This is a genomic window from Bradyrhizobium sp. Leo78 (genome assembly GCF_059512425.1).
Genome location: NZ_JCAMOT010000011.1, coordinates 173810 through 194233, shown reverse-complemented (window position 1 = coordinate 194233; position 20424 = coordinate 173810). Strand labels below are relative to the sequence as shown.

Annotated in this window: 16 protein-coding genes and 1 pseudogene; 9 read left to right on the top strand and 8 right to left on the bottom strand. The window is 63.7% G+C overall.

The window, feature by feature from the left end:
• The 4 genes from AC5ZG1_RS17185 to AC5ZG1_RS17170 all read right to left on the bottom strand — a co-directional run bounded on the left by AC5ZG1_RS17185 (window position 1) and on the right by AC5ZG1_RS17170 (window position 3336).
• Window positions 1-879: a branched-chain amino acid ABC transporter permease gene (locus tag AC5ZG1_RS17185; RefSeq protein WP_028166750.1), complete on the bottom strand. Its 879-nt coding sequence runs from the start codon at window positions 877-879 to the stop codon at window positions 1-3.
• 13 nt (window positions 880-892) lie between these two features.
• Window positions 893-1606: an ABC transporter ATP-binding protein gene (locus AC5ZG1_RS17180; RefSeq protein WP_130226613.1), complete on the bottom strand. Its 714-nt coding sequence runs from the start codon at window positions 1604-1606 to the stop codon at window positions 893-895.
• Entirely contained in the window at window positions 1603-2400 is a 798-nt protein-coding gene (locus tag AC5ZG1_RS17175; RefSeq protein ID WP_130226614.1) for an ABC transporter ATP-binding protein, read from the bottom strand. Before AC5ZG1_RS17175 ends, AC5ZG1_RS17180 begins: the two co-directional genes overlap by 4 nt.
• A 72-nt stretch (window positions 2401-2472) precedes the next feature.
• Entirely contained in the window at window positions 2473-3336 is an 864-nt protein-coding gene (locus AC5ZG1_RS17170; RefSeq protein WP_208828308.1) for an IclR family transcriptional regulator, read from the bottom strand.
• A gap of 172 nt (window positions 3337-3508) precedes the next feature.
• Here AC5ZG1_RS17170 and AC5ZG1_RS17165 point away from each other — a divergent pair, with 172 nt between their 5' ends.
• From AC5ZG1_RS17165 to glpK, 7 genes are all read left to right on the top strand, one after another.
• Window positions 3509-5605 carry a 3-hydroxyacyl-CoA dehydrogenase NAD-binding domain-containing protein gene (locus tag AC5ZG1_RS17165; RefSeq protein WP_496133564.1) on the top strand — a complete coding sequence of 699 codons (2097 nt, stop codon included), beginning with the start codon at window positions 3509-3511 and terminating at the stop codon, window positions 5603-5605.
• A gap of 170 nt (window positions 5606-5775) precedes the next feature.
• Window positions 5776-7470: a dicarboxylate--CoA ligase PimA gene (gene pimA / locus AC5ZG1_RS17160; RefSeq protein WP_496133563.1), complete on the top strand. Its 1695-nt coding sequence runs from the start codon at window positions 5776-5778 to the stop codon at window positions 7468-7470.
• Window positions 7467-8654 carry an acetyl-CoA C-acyltransferase gene (locus tag AC5ZG1_RS17155; protein WP_456642913.1) on the top strand — a complete coding sequence of 396 codons (1188 nt, stop codon included), beginning with the start codon at window positions 7467-7469 and terminating at the stop codon, window positions 8652-8654. The genes pimA and AC5ZG1_RS17155 overlap by 4 nt, the downstream gene beginning before the upstream one ends.
• Before the next feature lie 173 nt (window positions 8655-8827).
• Complete coding sequence (gene pimC / locus AC5ZG1_RS17150) at window positions 8828-10018, top strand: pimeloyl-CoA dehydrogenase large subunit (protein WP_130226618.1); 1191 nt, start codon at window positions 8828-8830, stop codon at window positions 10016-10018.
• A gap of 149 nt (window positions 10019-10167) precedes the next feature.
• A complete protein-coding gene (gene pimD, locus AC5ZG1_RS17145; protein ID WP_496133562.1) occupies window positions 10168-11310 on the top strand; it encodes a pimeloyl-CoA dehydrogenase small subunit in 1143 nt (380 codons plus the stop codon).
• Window positions 11311-11474: 164 nt separating this feature from the next.
• Entirely contained in the window at window positions 11475-12248 is a 774-nt protein-coding gene (locus tag AC5ZG1_RS17140) for an SDR family NAD(P)-dependent oxidoreductase (protein WP_130226620.1), read from the top strand.
• Window positions 12249-12468: 220 nt separating this feature from the next.
• Window positions 12469-13971 carry a glycerol kinase GlpK gene (glpK, locus tag AC5ZG1_RS17135; protein WP_496133561.1) on the top strand — a complete coding sequence of 501 codons (1503 nt, stop codon included), beginning with the start codon at window positions 12469-12471 and terminating at the stop codon, window positions 13969-13971.
• A 191-nt stretch (window positions 13972-14162) separates the two neighbouring features.
• On the opposite strand, the pseudogene AC5ZG1_RS17130 reads toward glpK, so the two are convergent.
• The 3 genes and pseudogenes from AC5ZG1_RS17130 to AC5ZG1_RS17120 form a co-directional block, all read right to left on the bottom strand.
• Window positions 14163-15481, bottom strand: a pseudogene (locus AC5ZG1_RS17130) (TRAP transporter large permease).
• 6 nt (window positions 15482-15487) lie between these two features.
• Window positions 15488-15997: a TRAP transporter small permease gene (locus AC5ZG1_RS17125; protein WP_130580581.1), complete on the bottom strand. Its 510-nt coding sequence runs from the start codon at window positions 15995-15997 to the stop codon at window positions 15488-15490.
• A 238-nt stretch (window positions 15998-16235) separates the two neighbouring features.
• Window positions 16236-17252 (bottom strand): TRAP transporter substrate-binding protein, encoded by a 1017-nt coding sequence (locus AC5ZG1_RS17120; RefSeq protein WP_496133560.1) that lies wholly within the window; start codon window positions 17250-17252, stop codon window positions 16236-16238.
• Between the two features lie 138 nt (window positions 17253-17390).
• On the opposite strand from AC5ZG1_RS17120, the gene pobA reads away from it, so the two are divergent.
• Together pobA and AC5ZG1_RS17110 are read left to right on the top strand one after the other, a co-directional pair.
• Window positions 17391-18560 carry a 4-hydroxybenzoate 3-monooxygenase gene (pobA, locus tag AC5ZG1_RS17115; RefSeq protein ID WP_496133559.1) on the top strand — a complete coding sequence of 390 codons (1170 nt, stop codon included), beginning with the start codon at window positions 17391-17393 and terminating at the stop codon, window positions 18558-18560.
• Between the two features lie 288 nt (window positions 18561-18848).
• Window positions 18849-19292, top strand: coding sequence for a PaaI family thioesterase (locus tag AC5ZG1_RS17110; protein WP_496133558.1), 444 nt, complete (start codon window positions 18849-18851; stop codon window positions 19290-19292).
• A 130-nt stretch (window positions 19293-19422) separates the two neighbouring features.
• On the opposite strand, the gene AC5ZG1_RS17105 is transcribed toward AC5ZG1_RS17110, so the two are convergent.
• Window positions 19423-20316, bottom strand: coding sequence for a LysR family transcriptional regulator (locus tag AC5ZG1_RS17105; RefSeq protein WP_496133557.1), 894 nt, complete (start codon window positions 20314-20316; stop codon window positions 19423-19425).
• Window positions 20317-20424 lie beyond the last annotated feature (108 nt).

Here is a 20424-nt window from a genome sequence, read left to right as displayed (position 1 = left end):
TCAGACTCGCTTCACGATGGGCCGGCCAAACAGCCCGGCCGGTTTGACGACCAACACGGTGATAATCAGCGCCAGCGCGATCGGCAGCTTGAGCTCGTTGCCGACGCCTGGAATGTAGGTGCCGGCAAGGTTCTCGAACACGCCGACCAGGAAGCCGCCGATCACAGCGCCGAGCGGCGAGCTAAGGCCGCCGAGCACCGCGGAGGCGAAACCGTAGATCAGGACGCCGCCCATCATGTTCGGCTCGAGGAACACCACCGGCGCGATCAGCATGCCGGCGATCGCGCCGATGGCGGCGGCCATGCCCCAGCCGAGCGCGATCATCCAGCTCGTGTTGATGCCGACCAGCCGCGCCGATTCAGGCAACGAGGCAGCCGCTCGCATCGCAAGGCCAATGCGGGTGAACTGGAAGAAGAAATAGAGCCCGGCGAGCAGCAGCAGGGTGACGCCGACCATGCCGGCCTGGTGGGTCGAGATCAGCTGGCTGCCGAGGAACGGCGAGGAGCCGAACGGCGTCGGATATTGCTTGATGGTGAAATCCCAGATCAGGCCCGCGACCGAGTTGACGATCGCAAACAGCGCGATGAAGCCGGCGACGTTGGTCAAGACCGGCGCCTTCGCCAAGGGCTTGAACAACAGCCGCTCGATCAGGATGCCGCCGGCGAAGGAAAGGATGACGGTGAGGATGAAGGCCCACCAATAAGGCACGCCCCATTGCATCATCTGCCAGGACATGAAGGTCGAGAACATCGCCATTTCGCCCTGCGCGAAATTGAGATGGTCGATCGCCTGGTAGATCATCACGACGGCGAGCGCCATGCAGGCGTAGATCGCGCCGGTGGCGATGCCGGCCAGGACTTGGTTGGCAAAAAGCTCCATGGTCCTCGCTCCCTCAGTAACCCAGATAGGATTTACGGACGTCTTCGTTGTTGGCGACGTCCTTGGCGTTGCCGGACATCACGATGCGTCCGGTTTCAATCACATAGGCCTGATCGGCGAGCTCGAGCGCGAGCTGCGCATTCTGCTCGACCACCAGGATGGTGACCTTGTCCTCGCGGTTGATCTTGCCGAGGATGCGAAACAGGTCGCGGACCACCAGCGGCGCCAGGCCGAACGACGGCTCGTCCAGCAGCATCAGCCGCGGCCGCAGCATCAGCGCGCGCGCGACCGCGAGCATCTGCTGCTCGCCGCCCGACAGCGTGCCGGCCTGCTGGGTATAGCGCTGCTTGAGCACCGGGAAGTGGTCGTACATGCGCTCGATGTCGGCGACGATGTTCTTCTTGTCGCCGCGCGTGATGGCGCCAAGCTGCAGGTTCTCCTCCACCGTCATGTTGGTGAAGGTGCCGCGGCCCTGCGGCACATGGGCGATGCCGAGGCGGACCACGTTCTCGGTCGAACGATTGCCGATCGGCTTGCCCTCGAATTCGATCGCGCCGGTCGAGCGCACCATGTTGCAGATCGCCCGCAGCGTGGTGGTCTTGCCGGCGCCATTGGCCCCGAGCAGCGTGGTGAGCGAGCCTTCGTTCAGGGAAAAGCTGAGGCCGTGAAGCGCCTGGACCTGGCCGTAATAGGCGCGCAGATCCTTGACGTTGAGCATCATCGTCATTGGTCCTTGCTCCCGAGATAGGCCTTGATGACGTCGGGATCGGCCTGGACCTGGCTAGGGGTTCCCTCGGCGAGCTTGCGGCCGAAATTGAGCGCGACGACATGGTCGGCGGTCGACATCACCATACCCATGTGGTGCTCGACCAGGAGCACGGTGATCTTGCGCTCGTCGCGGATCTTGCGGACGAGGTCGCCGAGCACATAGACCTCTTCATGGTTGAGGCCGCCGGCCGGCTCGTCCAGCAAGAGGATCTTCGGATCGGCCGCGAGCGCGCGCGCCAGTTCAACGCGCTTCTGGGTGCCGAACGGCAGGCCCGACACGATGCTGTGCGCGACGTCCTCGAGGTCGAGATAGGCCAGGATCTCGTGCACCTTCTTGTTGACCGAAGCCTCGGTGCGCCTGATCCAGGCGAGCTTGAGCGAGTCGCTGATGATGTCGCTGGAGGTGCGCGCGTGGGTGCCGACGCGGACATTGTCGAGCACCGAGAGATTGGGAAACAGCGCGACGTTCTGGAAGGTGCGACCGATGCCGATCTCGGCGATCTTGTGCGGCGGGCGGCTGAGGATGCTCACGCCTTCCATCAGGATGTCGCCGGAGCTCGGCTGATAGAGCCGGGAGAGGCAATTGAAGAGCGTCGTCTTGCCGGCGCCGTTCGGTCCGATCAGTCCCAGGATCTGGCCCTGATGCATGTCGAAGGAGACGCCGTTCAACGCGACGATGCCGCCGAACACGACGCTGACGTCGCGAACCGCCAGCAGTGGCGCATGACCCTGCGCGAGTTGTGCCTGCGTCATCTCGTCTCGCCCGCCCGCTTGAGAGGGCGGAGAGCGCCGTGCGAGCGATCGCGCCGGCAATGAAGAAGGCTGTCAGATGCCCTCGGCCACACGTGCAACTTTCCCTCCTGATCTAGACTTTTTGCTTTCAACTTTTCTGGATTGCGGCGCTACCCCACCAAGCGCCTGCTCGATGTTCCTTACCATCGCGACAAGACGAGGTCCAATATCGTTGAGCAACCGGTCTTCCGTAAAGCGGAATGCCGGCGCACCGCAATTGAATGCATACGGACCGGTTCCGTCATTGAGCTGCAATGCCACGCCGACAGCGTGAACATCGTCCTGCCATTCACCAGCAGAAATTGCAAAGCCACGCTTCGCTACCAATTCGCCCGAACGCTCGATGCCATCGCGCATCTTCGGCCAGCGGCTGCCATAGTGGTCGCGAAGCTCACGCAGCAGAGCGGTACGCTCATCGTCCGGCAGCGCCCAGATATAGGCGCGTCCCATCGCGGTGGTCGCTATTGGTATCCGCGAACCGACATCGAGCTGAACGCCGAGCGTCAGTCCGTTCCGGCTTTGCCCGAAATAGATCATGCTGAGCCGATCGCGCCCGCCGACCGCGACCGCACCGCCGGTCGCACGCATCACGTCCTCGCGATAGGGTTCGGACAAATGCCGGACGCCGAGATTGGCGAGCGCGGCATAACCCAGCGCCATGGCAGAGGGCGTGAGCTGGTACTTCTCGAAACGCGGAACGGGTGTAAGGTAACCAAGCTTGGTCAACGTATAGGTCAGCCGCGAAACGGTAGGCTTCGGCAAATTGGTGCGGGCCGCAATCTCCTGATTGCCGAGAAGCCCGTCATTGGGACGGAATGCGCGCAGGACTTCCAATCCACGGGAAAGCGCGACCACAAAATTGCGGTCGGTCGCCGCCTTCTTTCCTGAACGTTTCATTCCCCGCCACTTTGTCGATCTCGTTGACAAGGGACGTGCTTCAAAATAACCCTCCGTGTCAAGATGTGGAATTTAATTTCGCAGTGCGAAATTAGCTACTAAACGCAAGAACCGCAACAACGCCTTGCAAAAGAACACACCGCAAAAGAACACAGCATCCAAGGAGAGCCTCGTGAGCGAAGTCGTAAAACTCGAGCGGCATGACATCATTGGCATCGTCACGGTTAACAATCCTCCGGTCAACGCGCTGAGTGCCGCAGTACGCGGCGGCATCCTGGAATGCATCAAGAGCGCGATTGCCGATGCCGAAGTGAAGGCGATCGTGCTGACCTGCGCCGGCCGCACCTTCATCGCCGGTGCCGACATCACCGAATTCGGCAAGCCGCCGAAGCCGCCCGGCCTCAACGAGGTGCTGGAGGCGATGGAGAATTCACCGAAGCCGATCGTTGCCGCGATCCACGGCACCGCACTCGGCGGCGGCCTCGAAGTCGCTCTGGCATGCCACTATCGCGTAGCAACCAAGGATGCCCGGCTCGGCTTGCCTGAAGTGAAGCTCGGCCTGCTGCCCGGCGCCGGCGGCACCCAGCGCCTGCCGCGCGCGGTCGGACCGGAGCTTGCGGTCAAGATGATCGTCGGCGGCGACCCGATCGGCGCCGCGGAAGCACTCAAGAGCGGCTTGATCGAAGAGATCGTCGAGGGACCGGCCGCCGGCGGCGAAGCCTTCGCACTCAAGGTGCTGGCGGAGAAGCGCCCATTGCGCAAGTTGCGCGACGACGACTCCAAGCTCGCCGCGGCCAAGGCCGACCGTTCGATCTTCACCAATGCGGTCGCCGCGCTGACCAAGCGCGCACGCGGCCTGGAAGCGCCGTTCGCTGCAGCCGACGCGGTCGGCGCCGCCATCGACCTGCCCTTCGATGAAGGCCTGAAGAAGGAGCGCGAGACCTTCCTGAAGCTGGTCGCGAGCGACCAGTCCAAAGCGCAGCGTTACGCCTTCTTCGCCGAGCGCGAGGCCGCGAAGATCGCAGGCGTGCCTGATGGCACCAAGCCGCGCAACGTCGCGCGCGTCGCCATCATCGGCGCCGGCACCATGGGCGGCGGCATCGCGATGTCGTTTGCCAATGCCGGCATCCCCGTGACGCTGATCGAGACCGGCGAAGAGCAGCTCAAGCGCGGCCTCGGCGTGATGCAGAAGAACTATGAGGCGACCGCCGCCCGCGGCGGCATCCCGGCGGATGCACCCGCCAAGCGGATGGCGCTGATATCAGGCGTGGTCGGCCTGGAAAACGTCAAGGATGCTGACCTCGTCATCGAGGCGGTGTTCGAGACCATGGCGGTCAAGAAGGAGGTGTTCGGCAAGCTCGATCAATATGCCAAGCCAAGCGCCGTGCTGGCCTCCAACACGTCCTACCTGAACATCGACGAGATCGCCAAGGAGACCAAACGGCCGCAGGACGTGCTGGGCATGCACTTCTTCTCGCCGGCCAACGTCATGAAGCTGTGCGAGATCGTGCGCGCCGAGAAGACCGCGCCTGACGCGTTGGTCACGGCGGTTTCGATTGCGCGCAAGATTGCGAAAGTTCCGGCCGTGGTCGGCGTCTGCGACGGCTTCGTCGGCAACCGCATGCTGGCCCAGCGCGGCAAGCAGGCGGAAAAGCTGTTGTTCGAGGGCGCGCTGCCGCAGCAGGTCGACGCTGTCGTTACAAAATTCGGCATGCCGATGGGGCCGTTCGCGATGGGCGACCTCGCCGGCCTCGACATCGGCTGGCGCTCGCGCAAGGACCGCGGCATCAAGTCGGAGATCGCCGACGCGCTGTGCGAAGCCGGCCGCTTCGGCCAGAAGACCGGCAAGGGCTATTACAAATATGAGGCGGGCTCGCGGGCGCCGCTGCCCGATCCGGAAGTCGAGAAGCTGATCGACGAGACGCTGGCGCGCCTCGGCCGCAAGAAGCGCGTCGTCAGCGACGACGAGATCCTCGAGCGCATGATGTACCCGATGATCAATGAGGGCGCGCGCATCTTGGAGGAAGGCATCGCGGCGCGGCCTTCCGACATCGACGTGGTCTGGCTCTACGGCTATGGCTGGCCGATCTATCGCGGCGGCCCGATGTTCTGGGCGGATACGGTGGGTCTGAAGCACATCGCCGATCGCCTCTCCTTCTATGCCAAGGAGACCAACGATCCCTCGCTCGAGCCGGCGCCGCTGCTCAAGCGCCTTGCCGACGAAGGCAAGACGTTTGCTTCGCTCGCCGCGGCGTCGAAGGCGGCTTGATGATCGGCTGTTGCCACTTGTCATTCCGGGACACGCGCAAGCGTGGACCCGGAATCCATTTCTCCGCCTGCACATGTGGCCCGATGGATTCTCCGATGTGCAATTGCACATCGCAGTTCGTCCTTCGGACGCCCCAGAATGACGGCCGCTAGGTTTTTGCGCTGAGCATCATGACCCATCCCGGCGAACAGTTTTATCCGAAGGGCGTGCGTTGGGACGATCCGATCGCGCGCGGCACGTTGCCTGATTTGCTCTCCACGGCCGCGGCGGCCTACGGCCCGCGGACGGTGATCGAATTCCGCGACCGGCCGATCAGCTATGCGGAGCTGGAAGCGCTGGTCGAAACCGCGGCTTCCGCGTTCCTGCGGGCCGGCTACGGCAGGGACACCTCGGTGGCGTTGTTCCTAGGCAACACGCCCGACCATCCCATCAACTTCTTCGGCGCGCTGAAGGCGGGTGCCCGCGTCGTACATCTCTCGCCGCTCGACGGCGAGATCGCGCTCTCGCACAAGCTCTCGGATTCCGGTGCTCGCATCCTCATCACCAGCAACCTCTCGGCGCTGCTGCCGACCGCGCTGAAGTTCCTCGACAAGGGCCTGCTCGACCGGCTGATCGTCTGCGAGGACGATCATTGGGGCAAGGTCGGCACGCCCCAGACCGCGTTGCCCGGCCATCCCGCCATCATCACCTATCGCCAGTTCGTCGACGGCGCGACCAAACCCGCCAGATGGCCTGAGGTCAGCGCCGACGACGTCGCGCTGCTGCAATATACCGGCGGCACCACCGGCCTGCCGAAAGGCGCGATGCTGAGCCACGGCAATCTGACCGCCGCGGTCTCGATCTATGAGGTCTGGGGCAAGGCTGCCCGCGCGGAGCGCGATGCGATCGAGCGCGTGATCTGCGTGCTGCCGCTGTTCCACATCTACGCGCTGACGGTCGTGCTGCTGTCCTCGATCCGGCACGGCTATCTGATCTCGCTGCACCAACGCTTCGACGTCCAGGCCGTGATGCGCGACATCGAGGAGAAGCGCGCCACCGTGTTCCCGGGCGTGCCCACGATGTGGATTGCGATCGCCGCCCTGCCCGATCTCGACAAGCGCGACCTGTCCTCGCTGGTGAGCTGTGGTTCCGGCGGCGCGCCGCTGCCGGTGGAAGTCGCCAAGATCTTCGAGCGCCGGGTCGGCATGAAGCTGCGCAGCGGCTGGGGCATGACTGAGACCTGCTCGCCGGGCACCGGCCACGTCAAGGAAGGGCCGGACAAGCCCGGCTCGATCGGCCTGATGCTGCCGGGCATCGAACTCGACGTGGTCTCGCTGGATGATCCGAAGCAAGTCCTGCCCGTCGGGGAAGTCGGCGAAATCCGTATTCGCGGCCCGAATGTGACAAAGGGCTACTGGAACCGGCCCAAGGAAACCGGCGAGGCCTTTGTCGGCGACCGCTTCCTCACCGGCGACATCGGCTACATGGATACGGACGGCTATTTCTATCTGGTCGACCGCAAGAAGGACATGATCATCTCCGGCGGCTTCAATGTCTATCCGCAGATGATCGAGCAGGCGATCTATACGCATCCGTCAGTGCACGAAGTGATCGTGATCGGCATCCCCGACGACTACCGGGGCGAGGCTGCGAAAGCCTTCATCAAGCTGCGCGATGGCGCCGCGCCATTCACGATCGACGATCTGCGCGTCTTTCTCACCGGCAAGCTCGGCAAGCATGAACTGCCGGCCGCACTCGAATTCGTCGAGGAATTGCCGCGAACGTCGGTCGGAAAACTTTCCCGCCACGAATTGCGCCAGCAGCGGGCCGCCCCGGCTGGCGCTGCGAAACAACAACCAGAAAACGCAACAGGAGGTCGTTCATGACCGACGCCGTTATCGTCTCTACCGCCCGCACGCCGATCGGCAAGGCCTATCGCGGTGCGCTCAACGTCACCGAAGGCGCGACCCTGCTCGGACACGCCATCGGCGAGGCGGTCGCCCGCGCCAAGGTCGATCCGAAGGAGATCGAGGACGTCGTGATGGGCGCCGCCCTGCAGCAGGGCTCAACCGGCGGCAACATCGCGCGCAAGGCGCTGCTCCGCGCCGGCCTTCCGGTGACTGTCGCCGGCACCACCATCGACCGGCAATGCGCCTCGGGCCTGCAGGCGATTGCGCTTGCCGCGCGCTCGGTGCTGTTCGACGGCGTCGAGATCGCGGTCGGCGGCGGCGGTGAATCGATCAGCCTAGTGCAGAACGACAAGATCAATACGTTTCACGCCCAGGACCCGGCGCTGTTGAAGATCAAGGGCGAGGTCTACATGCCCATGATCGACACCGCCGAAGTGGTCGCCAAGCGCTACAACATCTCGCGCGAAAAGCAGGACGAATATTCGCTCGAGAGCCAGCGCCGCACCGCGGCCGCCCAGCAGGGCGGCAAGTTCAAGGACGAGCTGGCACCGATCACCACCCAGATGGCGGTGACCGACAAGGCGACCGGCGCGGTCTCGTTCAAGGAGGTGACGCTGTCGCAGGATGAGGGCCCGCGGCCCGACACTACGGCCGAAGGCCTTGCCGGCCTGAAGCCGGTGCGCGGCGAAGGTTTCACCATCACCGCCGGTAATGCCAGCCAGCTTTCCGACGGCGCCAGCGCAACCGTGATCATGAGCGACAAGGAAGCGGCCAAGCGCGGCCTGAAGCCGCTCGGCATCTTCCGCGGTTTCGTTTCCGCCGGCTGCGAGCCCGACGAGATGGGAATCGGGCCGGTCTTCGCCGTGCCGCGCCTGCTCAAGCGCCATGGCCTGAAGGTCGAGGACATCGACCTCTGGGAGCTCAACGAGGCCTTCGCGGTGCAGGTGCTCTATTGCCGCGACAAGCTCGGCATCGATCCCGATAAGCTCAACGTCAATGGCGGCGCGATCGCGGTCGGCCATCCCTACGGCATGTCGGGCGCGCGGCTCACCGGCCACGCCTTGATCGAAGGCCGCCGCCGCAAGGCGAAGTATGCTGTGGTGACCATGTGCGTCGGTGGCGGCATGGGCGCGGCCGGTTTGTTCGAGGTGGTGCACTAAGCCTGTCGTCCCGGCGAAGGCCGGGACCCATACCGCGTGATCTCGCTTTGGGGCCTCGCTGGTAGATAGCTTAAGTCCACTACGAAGGCCGGGGGTTGGGTCCCCGCCTTCGCGGGGACGACGAACGAGAAACACAAAGCAGAAATAGTTCATTTGCTCACAAGGAGGATCCGATGGATCTCGCTTTCACCAAGGAAGAAGTGGCGTTTCGCGAGGAAGTGCGGGCGTTCTTCAGGGACAATGTGCCGCCGGACACGCGGAGGAAGATGCAGGAGGGCCGCCATCTCTCCAAGGATGAGATGGTCACCTGGTGGCGCATCCTGAACAAGAAGGGCTGGGGCGTGTCGCACTGGCCGAAGGAATATGGCGGCACCGGCTGGACGTCCGTGCAGCACTACATCTTCAACGAGGAACTGCAGTCCTATCCGGCGCCGCAGCCGCTCGCCTTCGGCGTCAGCATGGTCGGCCCGGTCATCTACACCTTCGGCAACGAGGCGCAGAAGAAGCAGTATTTGCCGCGCATCGCCAATGTCGACGACTGGTGGTGCCAGGGCTTCTCGGAGCCGGGCTCGGGTTCGGATCTCGCCTCGCTCCGCACCAAGGCCGAGCGCAAGGGCGACAAATGGATCATCAACGGCCAGAAGACATGGACCACGCTGGCGCAGCACGCCGACATGATCTTCTGCCTCTGCCGCACCGATCCGAGCGCCAAGAAGCAGATGGGCATCTCCTTCATCGTGTTCAGCATGAAGTCGAAGGGGGTCACGGTTCGGCCGATCCAGACCATAGACGGCGGCCGTGAGGTCAACGAAGTGTTCTTCGACAATGTCGAGGTCCCGATCGAGAACCTGATCGGTGAGGAGAACAAGGGCTGGGACTACGCCAAATTCCTGCTCGGCAACGAGCGCACCGGTATTGCGCGGGTCGGCGTCTCCAAGGAGCGGCTGCGTCGCATCAAGGAGCTCGCCTCCAAGGTCGAATCCGGCGGCCGGCCGGTGATTCAGGATCCCGCGTTCCGCGAGAGACTGTCAGCCTGCGAGATCGAGCTGAAGGCCCTGGAGCTGACACAGCTCCGCGTCGTCGCCGACGAAGGCAAGCATGGCAAGGGCAAGCCCAACCCGGCTTCGTCGGTGCTCAAGATCAAGGGCTCGGAGATCCAGCAGACCACGACGGAACTTCTGATGGAAGTGATCGGCCCGTTTGCCGCGCCCTATGATGTGCATGGCGACGACGGCTCGAACGAGGCCATGGATTGGACCGCCCAGATCGCGCCGAGCTACTTCAACAATCGCAAGGTCTCGATCTACGGCGGCTCCAACGAGATCCAGCGCAACATCATCGCCAAGGCGGTGCTGGGGCTTTGAGTTGACGGCTGCTGCGCCACGCACGCTGTCGTCATGGCCGGGTTCGACCCGGCCATCCACGCAGTGACGCAGGCACAGCAAGAGCGTGGATGCCCGGGACAAGCCCGAGCATGACGGAGAATTTCCGATAATCCTGAGAGAGCAAGAACATGGATTTTGATTTGTCCGAGGAGCAGCGGCTTCTCAAGGAAAGCATCGACGGCCTGCTGACGGATTCCTACGATTTCGAGCAGCGCAAGAAATACATGAAGGAGAAGGGCGGCTGGAGCAAAGCCGTCTGGAGCAAGCTCGCCGAGCAGGGCCTGCTCGGCCTGCCCTTCACTGAGGCCGACGGCGGGTTCGGCGCCGGCGGCGTCGAGACCATGATCGTGATGGAAGCGCTCGGCAAAGCGCTCGTGCTCGAGCCTTATCTGGCGACCGTGGTGATCGGCGGCGGCTTCCTGCGCCATGGCGGCTCGGCCGAGCAGAAGGCCGCGCACATTCCCGGCATCATCGACGGCAGCAAGACGCTCGCGTTCGCACAGCTCGAGAAGAACTCGCGTTACGACCTGTTCGACGTCACCACGACCGCGAAGAAGAAGGGCGCCGGCTGGGTCATCGACGGCGAGAAGTTCGTCGTCCTCAACGGCGACAACGCCGACACGCTGATCGTGACCGCGCGCACCAAGGGCGAGCGGCGCGACAGAAACGGCATCGGCGTGTTCCTGGTGCCCGCCGATGCCAAGGGCATCAGCAAGAAGGGCTATCCGACCCAGGACGGCCTGCACGCCGCCGACATCAGCTTCACCGGCGTCGAAGTCGGCAGCGATGCCGCGATCGGCAACCCGGAGGATGCGCTTGATCTGATCGAGCGCGTGGTCGACGAAGCCCGCGTCGCGCTGTGCGCAGAGGCGGTCGGCGCGATGGATGAATCGCTCAAGGAGACCGTCGAGTACATCAAGACGCGCAAGCAGTTCGGCGTCGCGATCGGTTCGTTCCAGAGCCTGCAGCACCGCGCCTCCGACATGTTCGTCGCGGCCGAGCAGGCCCGCTCGATGTCGATGTTCGCGACCATGGCTGGCGACTTCGAGGATGCCAAGGAGCGCGCCAACGCGATCGCGGCGGCCAAGGTTCAGATCGGCAAGTCGCTGAAGTTCGTCGGCCAGCAGTCGATCCAGCTCCATGGCGGCATCGGCATGACGATGGAGGCCAAGATCGGCCACTACTTCAAGCGCCTGACCATGATCGAGAACACCTTTGGCGACACCGAGTATCACCTGCGCCGCGTCGCAGACGCGGGCGGGTTGATCTAGCTGCTCGCCAATGCGAGCCCGTAAGCCGCATAATGGTCGTCATGCCCGGGCTTGTCCCGGGCATGACGTCTTGGCGGCGAAGGAACAGCGTGGATGGCCGGGTCAAGCCCGGCCATGACGGTGTGGGAAAATGCGAACAAAACAGAAGAGGGAATAACATAACAATGAAGAACACCCCATTCGATCTCACCGGAAAAGTCGCCGTCATCACCGGGTCGAGCCGCGGCATCGGCCGTTCTTCCGCCGAACTGCTGGCAAAGCTCGGCGCCAAGGTGGTGATCTCCTCGCGCAAGGCGGACGCCTGCCAGGAAGTGGCTGACGGCATCAATGCGGCCGGCGGCGATGCGCATGTGATCCCCTGCAACATCTCGCGCCGCGAGGAGGTGGAGGCGCTGATCTCCGGCGCAACCAAACATTACGGCAAGATCGACATCCTGGTCTGCAACGCCGCGGTGAACCCGTATTACGGCCCGCTGCTCGACATCAAGGACGAGGCGTTCGACAAGATCATGGGCTCCAACGTCAAGAGCAACATCTGGCTCTGCGCGCTGGCAATCCCGCAGATGGCCGAACGCGGCACTGGCTCGGTCGTAATCATCTCGTCCATCGGCGGATTGCGCGGCTCGACCGTGATCGGCGCCTACGGCATCTCGAAGGCGGCCGACTTCGCGCTCTGCCGCAGCCTGGCCGGCGAATGGGGACCGAAAGGCGTGCGCGTCAATTGCGTCGCGCCGGGGCTGGTCAAGACCGATTTCGCCCGCGCGCTCTGGGAAGACGCGGAGCTTTTGAAACGGCGCACCGCCACCACCCCGCTCCGTCGCATCGGCGAACCCGACGAGATCGCCGGCGCGGTCGCCTACCTCGCCTCCGACGCCTCCACCTTCATGACCGGCCAGACCATCGTCATCGACGGCGGCGTCACCACGGCAGCGGTGTAGCTTCGTCTCCCTCTCCCCGTTCTTCACGGGGAGAGGGTTGGGGTGAGGGGCGGCCTCCACAAATTCTGAACACCGTGAATGCGGCGCGTCCCCTCACCCGGCGCTGCGCGCCGACCTCTCCCCGCGAGAGCGGGGCGAGGTCGAGCGGGCGGCATATTGACCTTCCCGCGCCAATCCGCTCCCTTGGCGCAGCAAGCAATCACCTCCGGGAAGGAGCGCCATGTCCTTTGTGCTGGCCATCGATCAGGGCACCACGTCCTCGCGCGCCATTGTCTTCCGCAGCGATATTTCCATCGCGTCAGTGGCGCAGCAGGAGTTCCCGCAGCATTTCCCGGCCTCCGGCTGGGTCGAGCATGAGCCGGAGGACATCTGGACCTCGACCATCGCCACCTGCCGCAATGCGCTGGAGAAGGCCGGTCTCAAAGCGAGAGACATCGCCGCGATCGGCATTACCAACCAGCGCGAGACCACTGTCGTATGGGACCGCGCGACAGGCCAGGCCGTGCACCGCGCCATCGTCTGGCAGGACCGTCGCACCGCGGATTTCTGCGCCCGATTGAAAGCAGATGGCCATGAGCCGGTGATCTCGGCCAAGACCGGATTGATCATCGACCCTTATTTCTCGGGGACAAAAGTCGCCTGGATCCTCGACGGCGTGCCCGGCGCGCGAGAGCGTGCCGAGCGCGGCGAGCTGCTGTTCGGCACCGTCGATTGCTATCTGCTCTGGCGGCTCACCGGCGGCAAGGTGCACGCAACCGACGCCACCAACGCCTCGCGCACCCTGCTGTTCAACATCCACACCGGCGAATGGGACGACGAGCTCTTGAAAATCCTCGGCGTGCCCCGCTCGATGCTGCCAGAGGTGAAGGACTCGTCGGCGAAATTCGGCGACAGCGTGCCCGACCTGTTCGGCGGCAGCATCGCCATCGCAGGCATCGCCGGCGACCAGCAAGCTGCGACCATCGGGCAGGCCTGTTTCGAGCCCGGCATGATCAAGTCGACCTATGGCACCGGCTGCTTTGCGCTGCTCAACACCGGCACCACGCCGGTCAAATCGAAGAACAAGCTGCTGACCACGATCGCCTACCAGCTCGGCGGAAAGCGCACCTACGCGCTGGAAGGCTCGATCTTCGTCGCCGGAAGCGCAGTGCAATGGCTGCGCGACGGGCTCGGTATCATCAAGCAGGCCGCCGAGACCGGGCCGCTCGCCGACAAATCCGACTCGATGCAGAGCGTCTATCTGGTGCCGGCCTTTGTCGGCATGGGCGCGCCCTACTGGAATCCGCGCGTGCGCGGCGCGCTGTTCGGCCTCACCCGCAACAGCGGGCCAGCCGAGCTCGCACATGCCGCGCTGGAAAGCGTCTGCTACCAGACCTACGACCTCTGGGCCGCGATGCGCGCCGACTGGCCTGACGCCACCGCAGCCAACATCGTGCTCCGCGTCGACGGCGGCATGACCGCTTCCGACTGGACCATGCAGCGATTGGCCGATCTGCTCGACGCCCCGGTCGACCGCCCGATGATCCAGGAGACCACGGCGTTAGGGGCCGCCTATCTCGCGGGCCTGCAGGCTGGCGTCTATCCCGAGCCGACCAAATTCGCCGACAACTGGCGATTGGAGCACCGCTTCAAGCCCGCGATGAGTACGGCGACGCGCGAGCGCAAGCTCGCGGGATGGGCGCGCGCGGTGAAGGGCGTGCTGGCGAGTGATGAGGGGGAGTGATGGGTCGTTCACCGCCAGCGCCACGTTCTCCGTCATGCCCGGGCAAAAGCGCGAAGCGCGTCTTCGCGCAGATGTCCCGGGCATCCACGTTTGGCGACAACGAAGAACGTGGATGGCCGGGACAGGCCCGGCCATGACAAGTGGAGAGAGCACGACACTTTAATTGAGCGCCAAGGTCGCAGCACCGCACCTCAATTCGCCATCATCCGCTGCGGCAACCACGTGGCGAGCAGCGGGAAGGCGATCAGGATCACGAGGCGGATCAGGTCGGTGACGACGAAGGGGATCACGCCCTTGAAGATCGTGGAGAAAGACACGTCCTTCACCACGCTCTTGATCACGAACACGTTCATGCCGACAGGCGGATGGATCAGGCCGAGCTCGACGGTCATCACGATGATCACGCCGAACCAGATCGGATCGAAGCCGAGATGCATGATCACCGGGAAGATGATCGGCACGGTCAGGATGATCATCGCCATGGCGTCCATCAGGCAGCCGAGCACGAGATACATCACCATGATGACGGCGAGGATGCCGTAGCTGCCGAGGCCAAGCCCGGTCAGGAATTCGGTGACCTTCTGCGGGGTCTGCGTCACCGTCAGGAAATAGCCGAAGATCAGCGCGCCGATCAGCACGGTGAACACGGCGGCCGCGGTGCGCGTCGCCTGCAGCAGCGAATTGAGGATCTTCTCCTTGTCCAACCGTCCGGTGAGAATGCCGATCAGGAATGCGCCGGTGGCGCCGACCCCACCGGCTTCCGTCGGCGTGAAGCGCGGCAGGAACGGCAGGCCGTAGAGCCCGCCGATGACAAAGATAAAGAGCAGCACCGGCGCCCAGATGTCGCGCAGGCCGGCAAAGCGCTCGCGCCAGGAAATCCGCTTCCCCGTCGGCAGGAAGCCGGGCCTGATATAGCCGATCAACGCGATGGTGATCATATACATGGTCATCGCGAGCAGGCCCGGGATAATGCCGGCGATGAAGAGTTTACCAATGTCCTGCTCAGTGATGATGCCGTAGACCGCGAGCACGGTCGACGGCGGCAGCATCGCACCGAGCGTGCCGCCCGCCGCGATCACGCCGGTGGCAAAGGATTGCGGATAGCCGAAGCGGCGCATCTCCGGATACGCGACAGCCGAGAACGTCGCGGCGGTCGCGACCAGGAGCCGCAGATCGCGGCGAAGCCGCCGCAAGCGGCGACGGTGGCGATGCCGAGCCCGCCGCGAAGATGGCCGACAAAGCCATTGGCGGCGCGGAACAATTCGCGGCTCATGCCGGAATTACTGACGAAGGTCCCCATCAGGAGGAACATCGGGATCACGCCGAAGGTGTAGTCGGTCACCGTGCGCATCGAGGTCTGGCCGACCAGTTTCAGCGCCGGCGTGGCGCCGACCAGATAGCTGAAGCCGCAGACGCCGACGAGGCCCATCGCCATGCCGACCGGCACGCGGAGCAGCATCAGCGCGAACAGCGCGACAAAGCCGATGATGGCGACGGCGTCGGTACTCATCGGCGCTTACTCCGTCGCCTTGATCTTGGGATCGTGCATCTCCTCGGGATGGAAGATCAGCCGATAGGTGCGGATCGCGATCAAGAGCACCGCGGAAACGTCGCCGATCCAGGCGAGCGCGAAGAACGGCCAAGTCGGCATGTGCAGGTCGAAGGTCAGGACATTGTCGTTGTAGGTGCCGCGCACCTTGTCGAACAACGTCCACGTCTGCACCGTGACGACGAACAGCAGCACCAGCGTCGCGAAGACGTCGATGAGGCGCTGGTATCTCGGCCCGACATTGGCCCAGACCAGATCGACGGTGATGTGGGTGCCGCGATAGGACGTCGCGGCGATGCCCCAGAAAATGAGGATGCCGAGCAGCATCCGCCCGATGTCGAAGGAATCCGGAATCGAGTAGTTCAGCGTATTTCGCAACAGCACTGCGAGGAAGATATTGGCGGCGACGATGCCGACGAATCCGGCCGCGATCCATTCGATCGTGTCGATGAAACGGTCCATGTAAGCGCGTTTCATGTGCTCGGCGTCCTATTGCGTACGATCACTTGATCGAGGCCGTCTCGCGGCATGGTTCACCTCTCCCCATCGGGGAGAGGTCGGCGCGAAGCGCCGGGTGAGGGGGATCAGGTCCCACGAGGGAGCGGAACCCCTCACCCGGATCGCATCTGCGATGCGATCCCACCTCTCCCAGGGGAGAGGTGGGCACCGCCGATGCAGCACCAGCACAATCCGATCTCATCGGATTCATGAGGCACTACTGCGCGAGCGCGTTGTACTTCGCGAGTGACGCCTTCAGGTCGGCCATCGCAGCGTCCGCATCGACGCCGGCCTTCTTGACGCCGTCGGCCCAGGTCTTGACCAGTGGCTCGGCCGCCTTCTTCCACAGCGCGGTCTGTTCCGGCGTCAGCTTGTAGACCTCGTGGCCGGACTCGGCCTTCACCTTGTCGATGCCGGCGTCCTCGAACTTACCCCAGTGCTCGCCGACGATGCCCGCCATCTCGGTCGAGCAGTTCTTGTCGATGGCCGCCTTCTGGCGCTCGGACATCGCGTTGTACTTGTCCTTGTTGATGACGAACACGAAGGTCGTGACATAGAGCGGCGCCTCCATGTCGTACTTCGTCACCTTGTCGATGCCGAACAGCACCAGCGAGCCCCAGGGAAAGGTGACGCCGTCGGCAACGCCGCGCTCGATGATGTCGCGCACTTCAGGCGCGGACGACTGCACATTGGTGCCACCGAGCGAGGTGACGAAATTGGCCATGGTGGCATGGGCTGGGCGGATCTTCAGGCCTTTGACATCCTCGGGCACGACGATCTTCTTGGTGCGAGAATGGAACGAAGACGGCGAATGGACGAAGGCCAGACAATATTTGACGTCCTTCATCTCCTTCTCGGCATATTTGCGGTACCAGGCATCCAGTCCCATCGAGCCGCCCTTGGCGTCCGAGATCAGGAACGGCAATTCGCCGGCGCCGACGATCGGGAAGCGGCCGGGCTGGTAGCCTGGATTGACATAGGTGACATCGGCGATGCCGTCGCGCGCCATGTCGTAATGGTCGAAAGCCTTGCCGAGCTGCTGGGCCGGGAACACCTTGCCCTTGATGGTGCCGCCGGAATCCTTTTCCACCGCCGCGGCCCAGTCCTCCAGCGACTTTTGCAGCGGATGGGAGGCCGGCACCCAATGCGAGATCTTCAGGTCGAACGTCTTCTCCTGCCCGAACGCAGGCGTCACGCTGGCGGCCAGCAGCAACGCCAGAACCGTCTTCCTCATCGGCATCCTCTCCCTCTTTGCGGGCCTTTGGTGGCCCTTTGCGATTATTGTTATATGATATAATCACCATTGCAAGCTGACGACAGCGGCCGGCCAGCGGGTATAAGCTGTGGCCTACGGTATCGGGAGGAGCAAAAATTGCGGTCAAAGGTAGCAATCATAGGCGCAGGTCCGGCAGGATTGTTGCTTGGGCAACTACTTCACGCCTATGGCATCGACAATGTGATCCTGGAACGGCAGACGCCGGACTATGTGCTGGGACGGATCCGCGCCGGCTTGCTGGAAGAGGGCACGGTCGGCCTGCTCGACCAAGTCGGCGCAGGCGAGCGCGCCCATCGCGAGGGGCTGATTCATCACGGATTGGAACTCGCCTTCGGCGGCGACCGGCATCGCATCGACATGCACGCGGCGACCGGCAAGACGGTCATGATCTACGGACAGACCGAGGTGACGCTCGACCTCATGAACGCGCGGCAGAAGGCCGGGCTCACCACCATCTATCAGGCCGCCGATGTCCAGCCGCATGATTTCGACACCGACCATCCGCGCGTCTCTTACGTGAAGAATGGCAAAGCAGGCGAGATCATCTGCGACTTCATCGCGGGCTGCGACGGTTTCCACGGCGTCAGCCGCGCCAGCGTGCCGGCTTCCGCCATCAAGACCTATGAGCGGGTGTATCCGTTCGGCTGGCTCGGCATCCTCTCGGAGACTCCTCCGGTCTCGCATGAGCTGATCTACAACAACCATGACCGCGGCTTTGCGCTGTGCACGATGCGCTCGATGCACCGCAGCCGCTACTACGTGCAGTGTCCGCTCGACGACCATATCGACCAATGGTCCGACGAGCGGTTCTGGGACGAGCTGAAGCGGCGGCTCGATCAGAAGGCGGCGGACGAACTCGTCACCGGCCCCTCGATCGAAAAGAGCATCGCGCCACTGCGCAGCTTCGTCGCCGAGCCGATGCGCTTCGGCCGGATGTTCCTGGCCGGCGACGCCTCGCATATCGTGCCGCCGACCGGCGCCAAGGGACTGAACCTCGCCGCCAGCGACGTGCACTACCTGTCGCAAGGCTTACGTGAATATTACGACGAGAGATCTTCCGCTGGCATCGATGGCTACTCCGCCAGAGCGCTGGCGCGGGTCTGGAAAGCGGTGCGCTTCTCCTGGTGGATGACCTCGATGCTGCACAAATTCCCCGATCAGGGCGAATTCGGTGCACGTATCCAGCTCGCCGAGTTGGACTATCTCGTCAGCTCCAAGGCGGCATCGACATCGCTGTCGGAGAATTACGTCGGCCTGCCGCTATAAAATTGTAGGGTGGGCAAAGCGTAGCGTGCCCACCATCAGCACTCCGCTCGCGATGGTGGGCACGCTTCGCTTTGCCCACCCTACGGGCTACGCCGTCATTGCGAGGAGCGTAGCGACGAAGCAATCCATGCGCCCACGCGGGGAGAAATGGATTGCTTCGCTTCGCTCGCAATGACGACGGAGCATTTCAAACATCCGCGCAGATGCCGTTTAAAACTTTGTATGCGGTGAAACTGTCATCGACATCGCGTTCAATGGCGCCGAGATCACCAGACATACGGGCCGACGATGAGCACCGATACTTCCGTCATTGCCGACATTCCGGAAGGCTTTGAGCCTCACTTCCGCAAGAGCCCGCTCACCGATCCCTGGGAGCCGCTTTATTCGAAGCGCACCGACAGGGCAGTGATCATGGGGCTCAGGCTCGCAAGGGCGCACACCAACTCGCGCGGTCTGATCCATGGTGGATTGATCGCTGCACTCGCCGACAACGCGATGGGCTATAGCTGCGCCCAAGTGATGGGCTGGACATCTTCGCTGGTGACGGTCTCGCTTGCGGTGGATTTCATTGGCACTGCCGAGATCGGGCAATGGCTCGCGGTCGAGACCGACGTGATCAAGATTGGCAGCACGATCTGCTTCACGCAGAGCCTGGTGAAGGCGGACGACGTCATCATCGCGCGGGCGAGTGGGACGTTCCGGGTGCTGCCGAGGAAAGACAATGTCAGATGACGCGGGTCGCCATTGCACCTTGCACCGTCATGCCCGGGCTTGACCCGGGCATCCACGATCTTCTGCGCGGCGACAAAGACGTGGATGGCCGGGACAAGCCCGGGCATGACGGAGAATGGTGAGACGAGCGCTAGCCAAATCGCCAGTCCGCGGTCTCAGTCACCAGATCGACGAAGGTGCGCACCTTGGCCGAGAGCAGGCGCGAGGTCGGATAGACGATGTGGATCGGCAGCGGCGGCTGCTCGAATTTCGCCAGCACGATCCTGAGCCGCCCTGCCTTCAGCGAGGCAGCCGCCTGATAGGCGAGCACCCGCGTCAGTCCGCCGCCGGCTTCGGCGTATTGAATCGCGGCATCGGCGCTGTTGGATGAAAATCGCGGGTTCGGCGAAACGCGGACCTCTTGCCCTTCGTCGACAAAGCGCCAATCCGGCGCCGCCGACATGGCGCCGAACTGAATGGTGTCATGCGCAGCGATATCCGCGGGCCGCTTCGGCTCGCCGCGGGCGCTCAGATATTGCTTCGACGCCACCACGATGCGCCGCATCTCGCCGACATGGCGAGCAACGAGTGTCGAATCCGGCAGGTGTCCAATCCTGACCGCAAGATCGACGCCCTCCTCCACCAGGTTGATCATGCGGTCGGAGAGCCTGAGGTCCGCGCCGACGTCGGGATAACGCTTCAGGTAGGCCGTCACCATGGGACTGACATGCAGGCGGCCGAAACCGACCGGCGCCGAGATCACCAATCGCCCGGCCGGGCGCGTGCGCTCGCCCTCGACGGCCTCCTCGGCCTCTTCGAGATCGGCAAGGATGCCGCGGGCGCGTTCCAGATAGCGCGAGCCGGCATCGGTCAGGGTCACGGATCGCGTGGTCCGCTGCAACAGCCGCGCACCAAGCCGCTCCTCCAGCGCCGCGATCAGCCGGGTCACGGCCGACGGCGACAGCCGGAGCTTTCGAGCCGCAGGCGCAAACCCCTGCAGATCGGCCACGGCGACGAAGGCCTGCATGGCATCAATGCGGTCCATCGCATTATTGCATAAGCCGCAACAGTGAAGTGTCAATCTCCTTGATTGTTCAATTCGTAGAAAGATCCCATCTCGGACGGTGAACGATGCTTTGGCGCTACACCCAGG

What these genes read in the sequence shown, in the direction of transcription:
- AC5ZG1_RS17185 (WP_028166750.1), bottom strand. Translation starts at nt 879, where the DNA reads ATGGAGCTTTTTGCCAACCAAGTCCTGGCCGGCATCGCCACCGGCGCG.
- AC5ZG1_RS17180 (WP_130226613.1), bottom strand. Translation starts at nt 1,606, where the DNA reads ATGACGATGATGCTCAACGTCAAGGATCTGCGCGCCTATTACGGCCAG.
- AC5ZG1_RS17175 (WP_130226614.1), bottom strand. Translation starts at nt 2,400, where the DNA reads ATGACGCAGGCACAACTCGCGCAGGGTCATGCGCCACTGCTGGCGGTT.
- AC5ZG1_RS17170 (WP_208828308.1), bottom strand. Translation starts at nt 3,336, where the DNA reads ATGAAACGTTCAGGAAAGAAGGCGGCGACCGACCGCAATTTTGTGGTC.
- pimA (WP_496133563.1), top strand. Translation starts at nt 5,776, where the DNA reads ATGACCCATCCCGGCGAACAGTTTTATCCGAAGGGCGTGCGTTGGGAC.
- AC5ZG1_RS17155 (WP_456642913.1), top strand. Translation starts at nt 7,467, where the DNA reads ATGACCGACGCCGTTATCGTCTCTACCGCCCGCACGCCGATCGGCAAG.
- pimC (WP_130226618.1), top strand. Translation starts at nt 8,828, where the DNA reads ATGGATCTCGCTTTCACCAAGGAAGAAGTGGCGTTTCGCGAGGAAGTG.
- pimD (WP_496133562.1), top strand. Translation starts at nt 10,168, where the DNA reads ATGGATTTTGATTTGTCCGAGGAGCAGCGGCTTCTCAAGGAAAGCATC.
- AC5ZG1_RS17140 (WP_130226620.1), top strand. Translation starts at nt 11,475, where the DNA reads ATGAAGAACACCCCATTCGATCTCACCGGAAAAGTCGCCGTCATCACC.
- glpK (WP_496133561.1), top strand. Translation starts at nt 12,469, where the DNA reads ATGTCCTTTGTGCTGGCCATCGATCAGGGCACCACGTCCTCGCGCGCC.
- AC5ZG1_RS17125 (WP_130580581.1), bottom strand. Translation starts at nt 15,997, where the DNA reads ATGAAACGCGCTTACATGGACCGTTTCATCGACACGATCGAATGGATC.
- AC5ZG1_RS17120 (WP_496133560.1), bottom strand. Translation starts at nt 17,252, where the DNA reads ATGAGGAAGACGGTTCTGGCGTTGCTGCTGGCCGCCAGCGTGACGCCT.
- AC5ZG1_RS17110 (WP_496133558.1), top strand. Translation starts at nt 18,849, where the DNA reads ATGAGCACCGATACTTCCGTCATTGCCGACATTCCGGAAGGCTTTGAG.
- AC5ZG1_RS17105 (WP_496133557.1), bottom strand. Translation starts at nt 20,316, where the DNA reads ATGGACCGCATTGATGCCATGCAGGCCTTCGTCGCCGTGGCCGATCTG.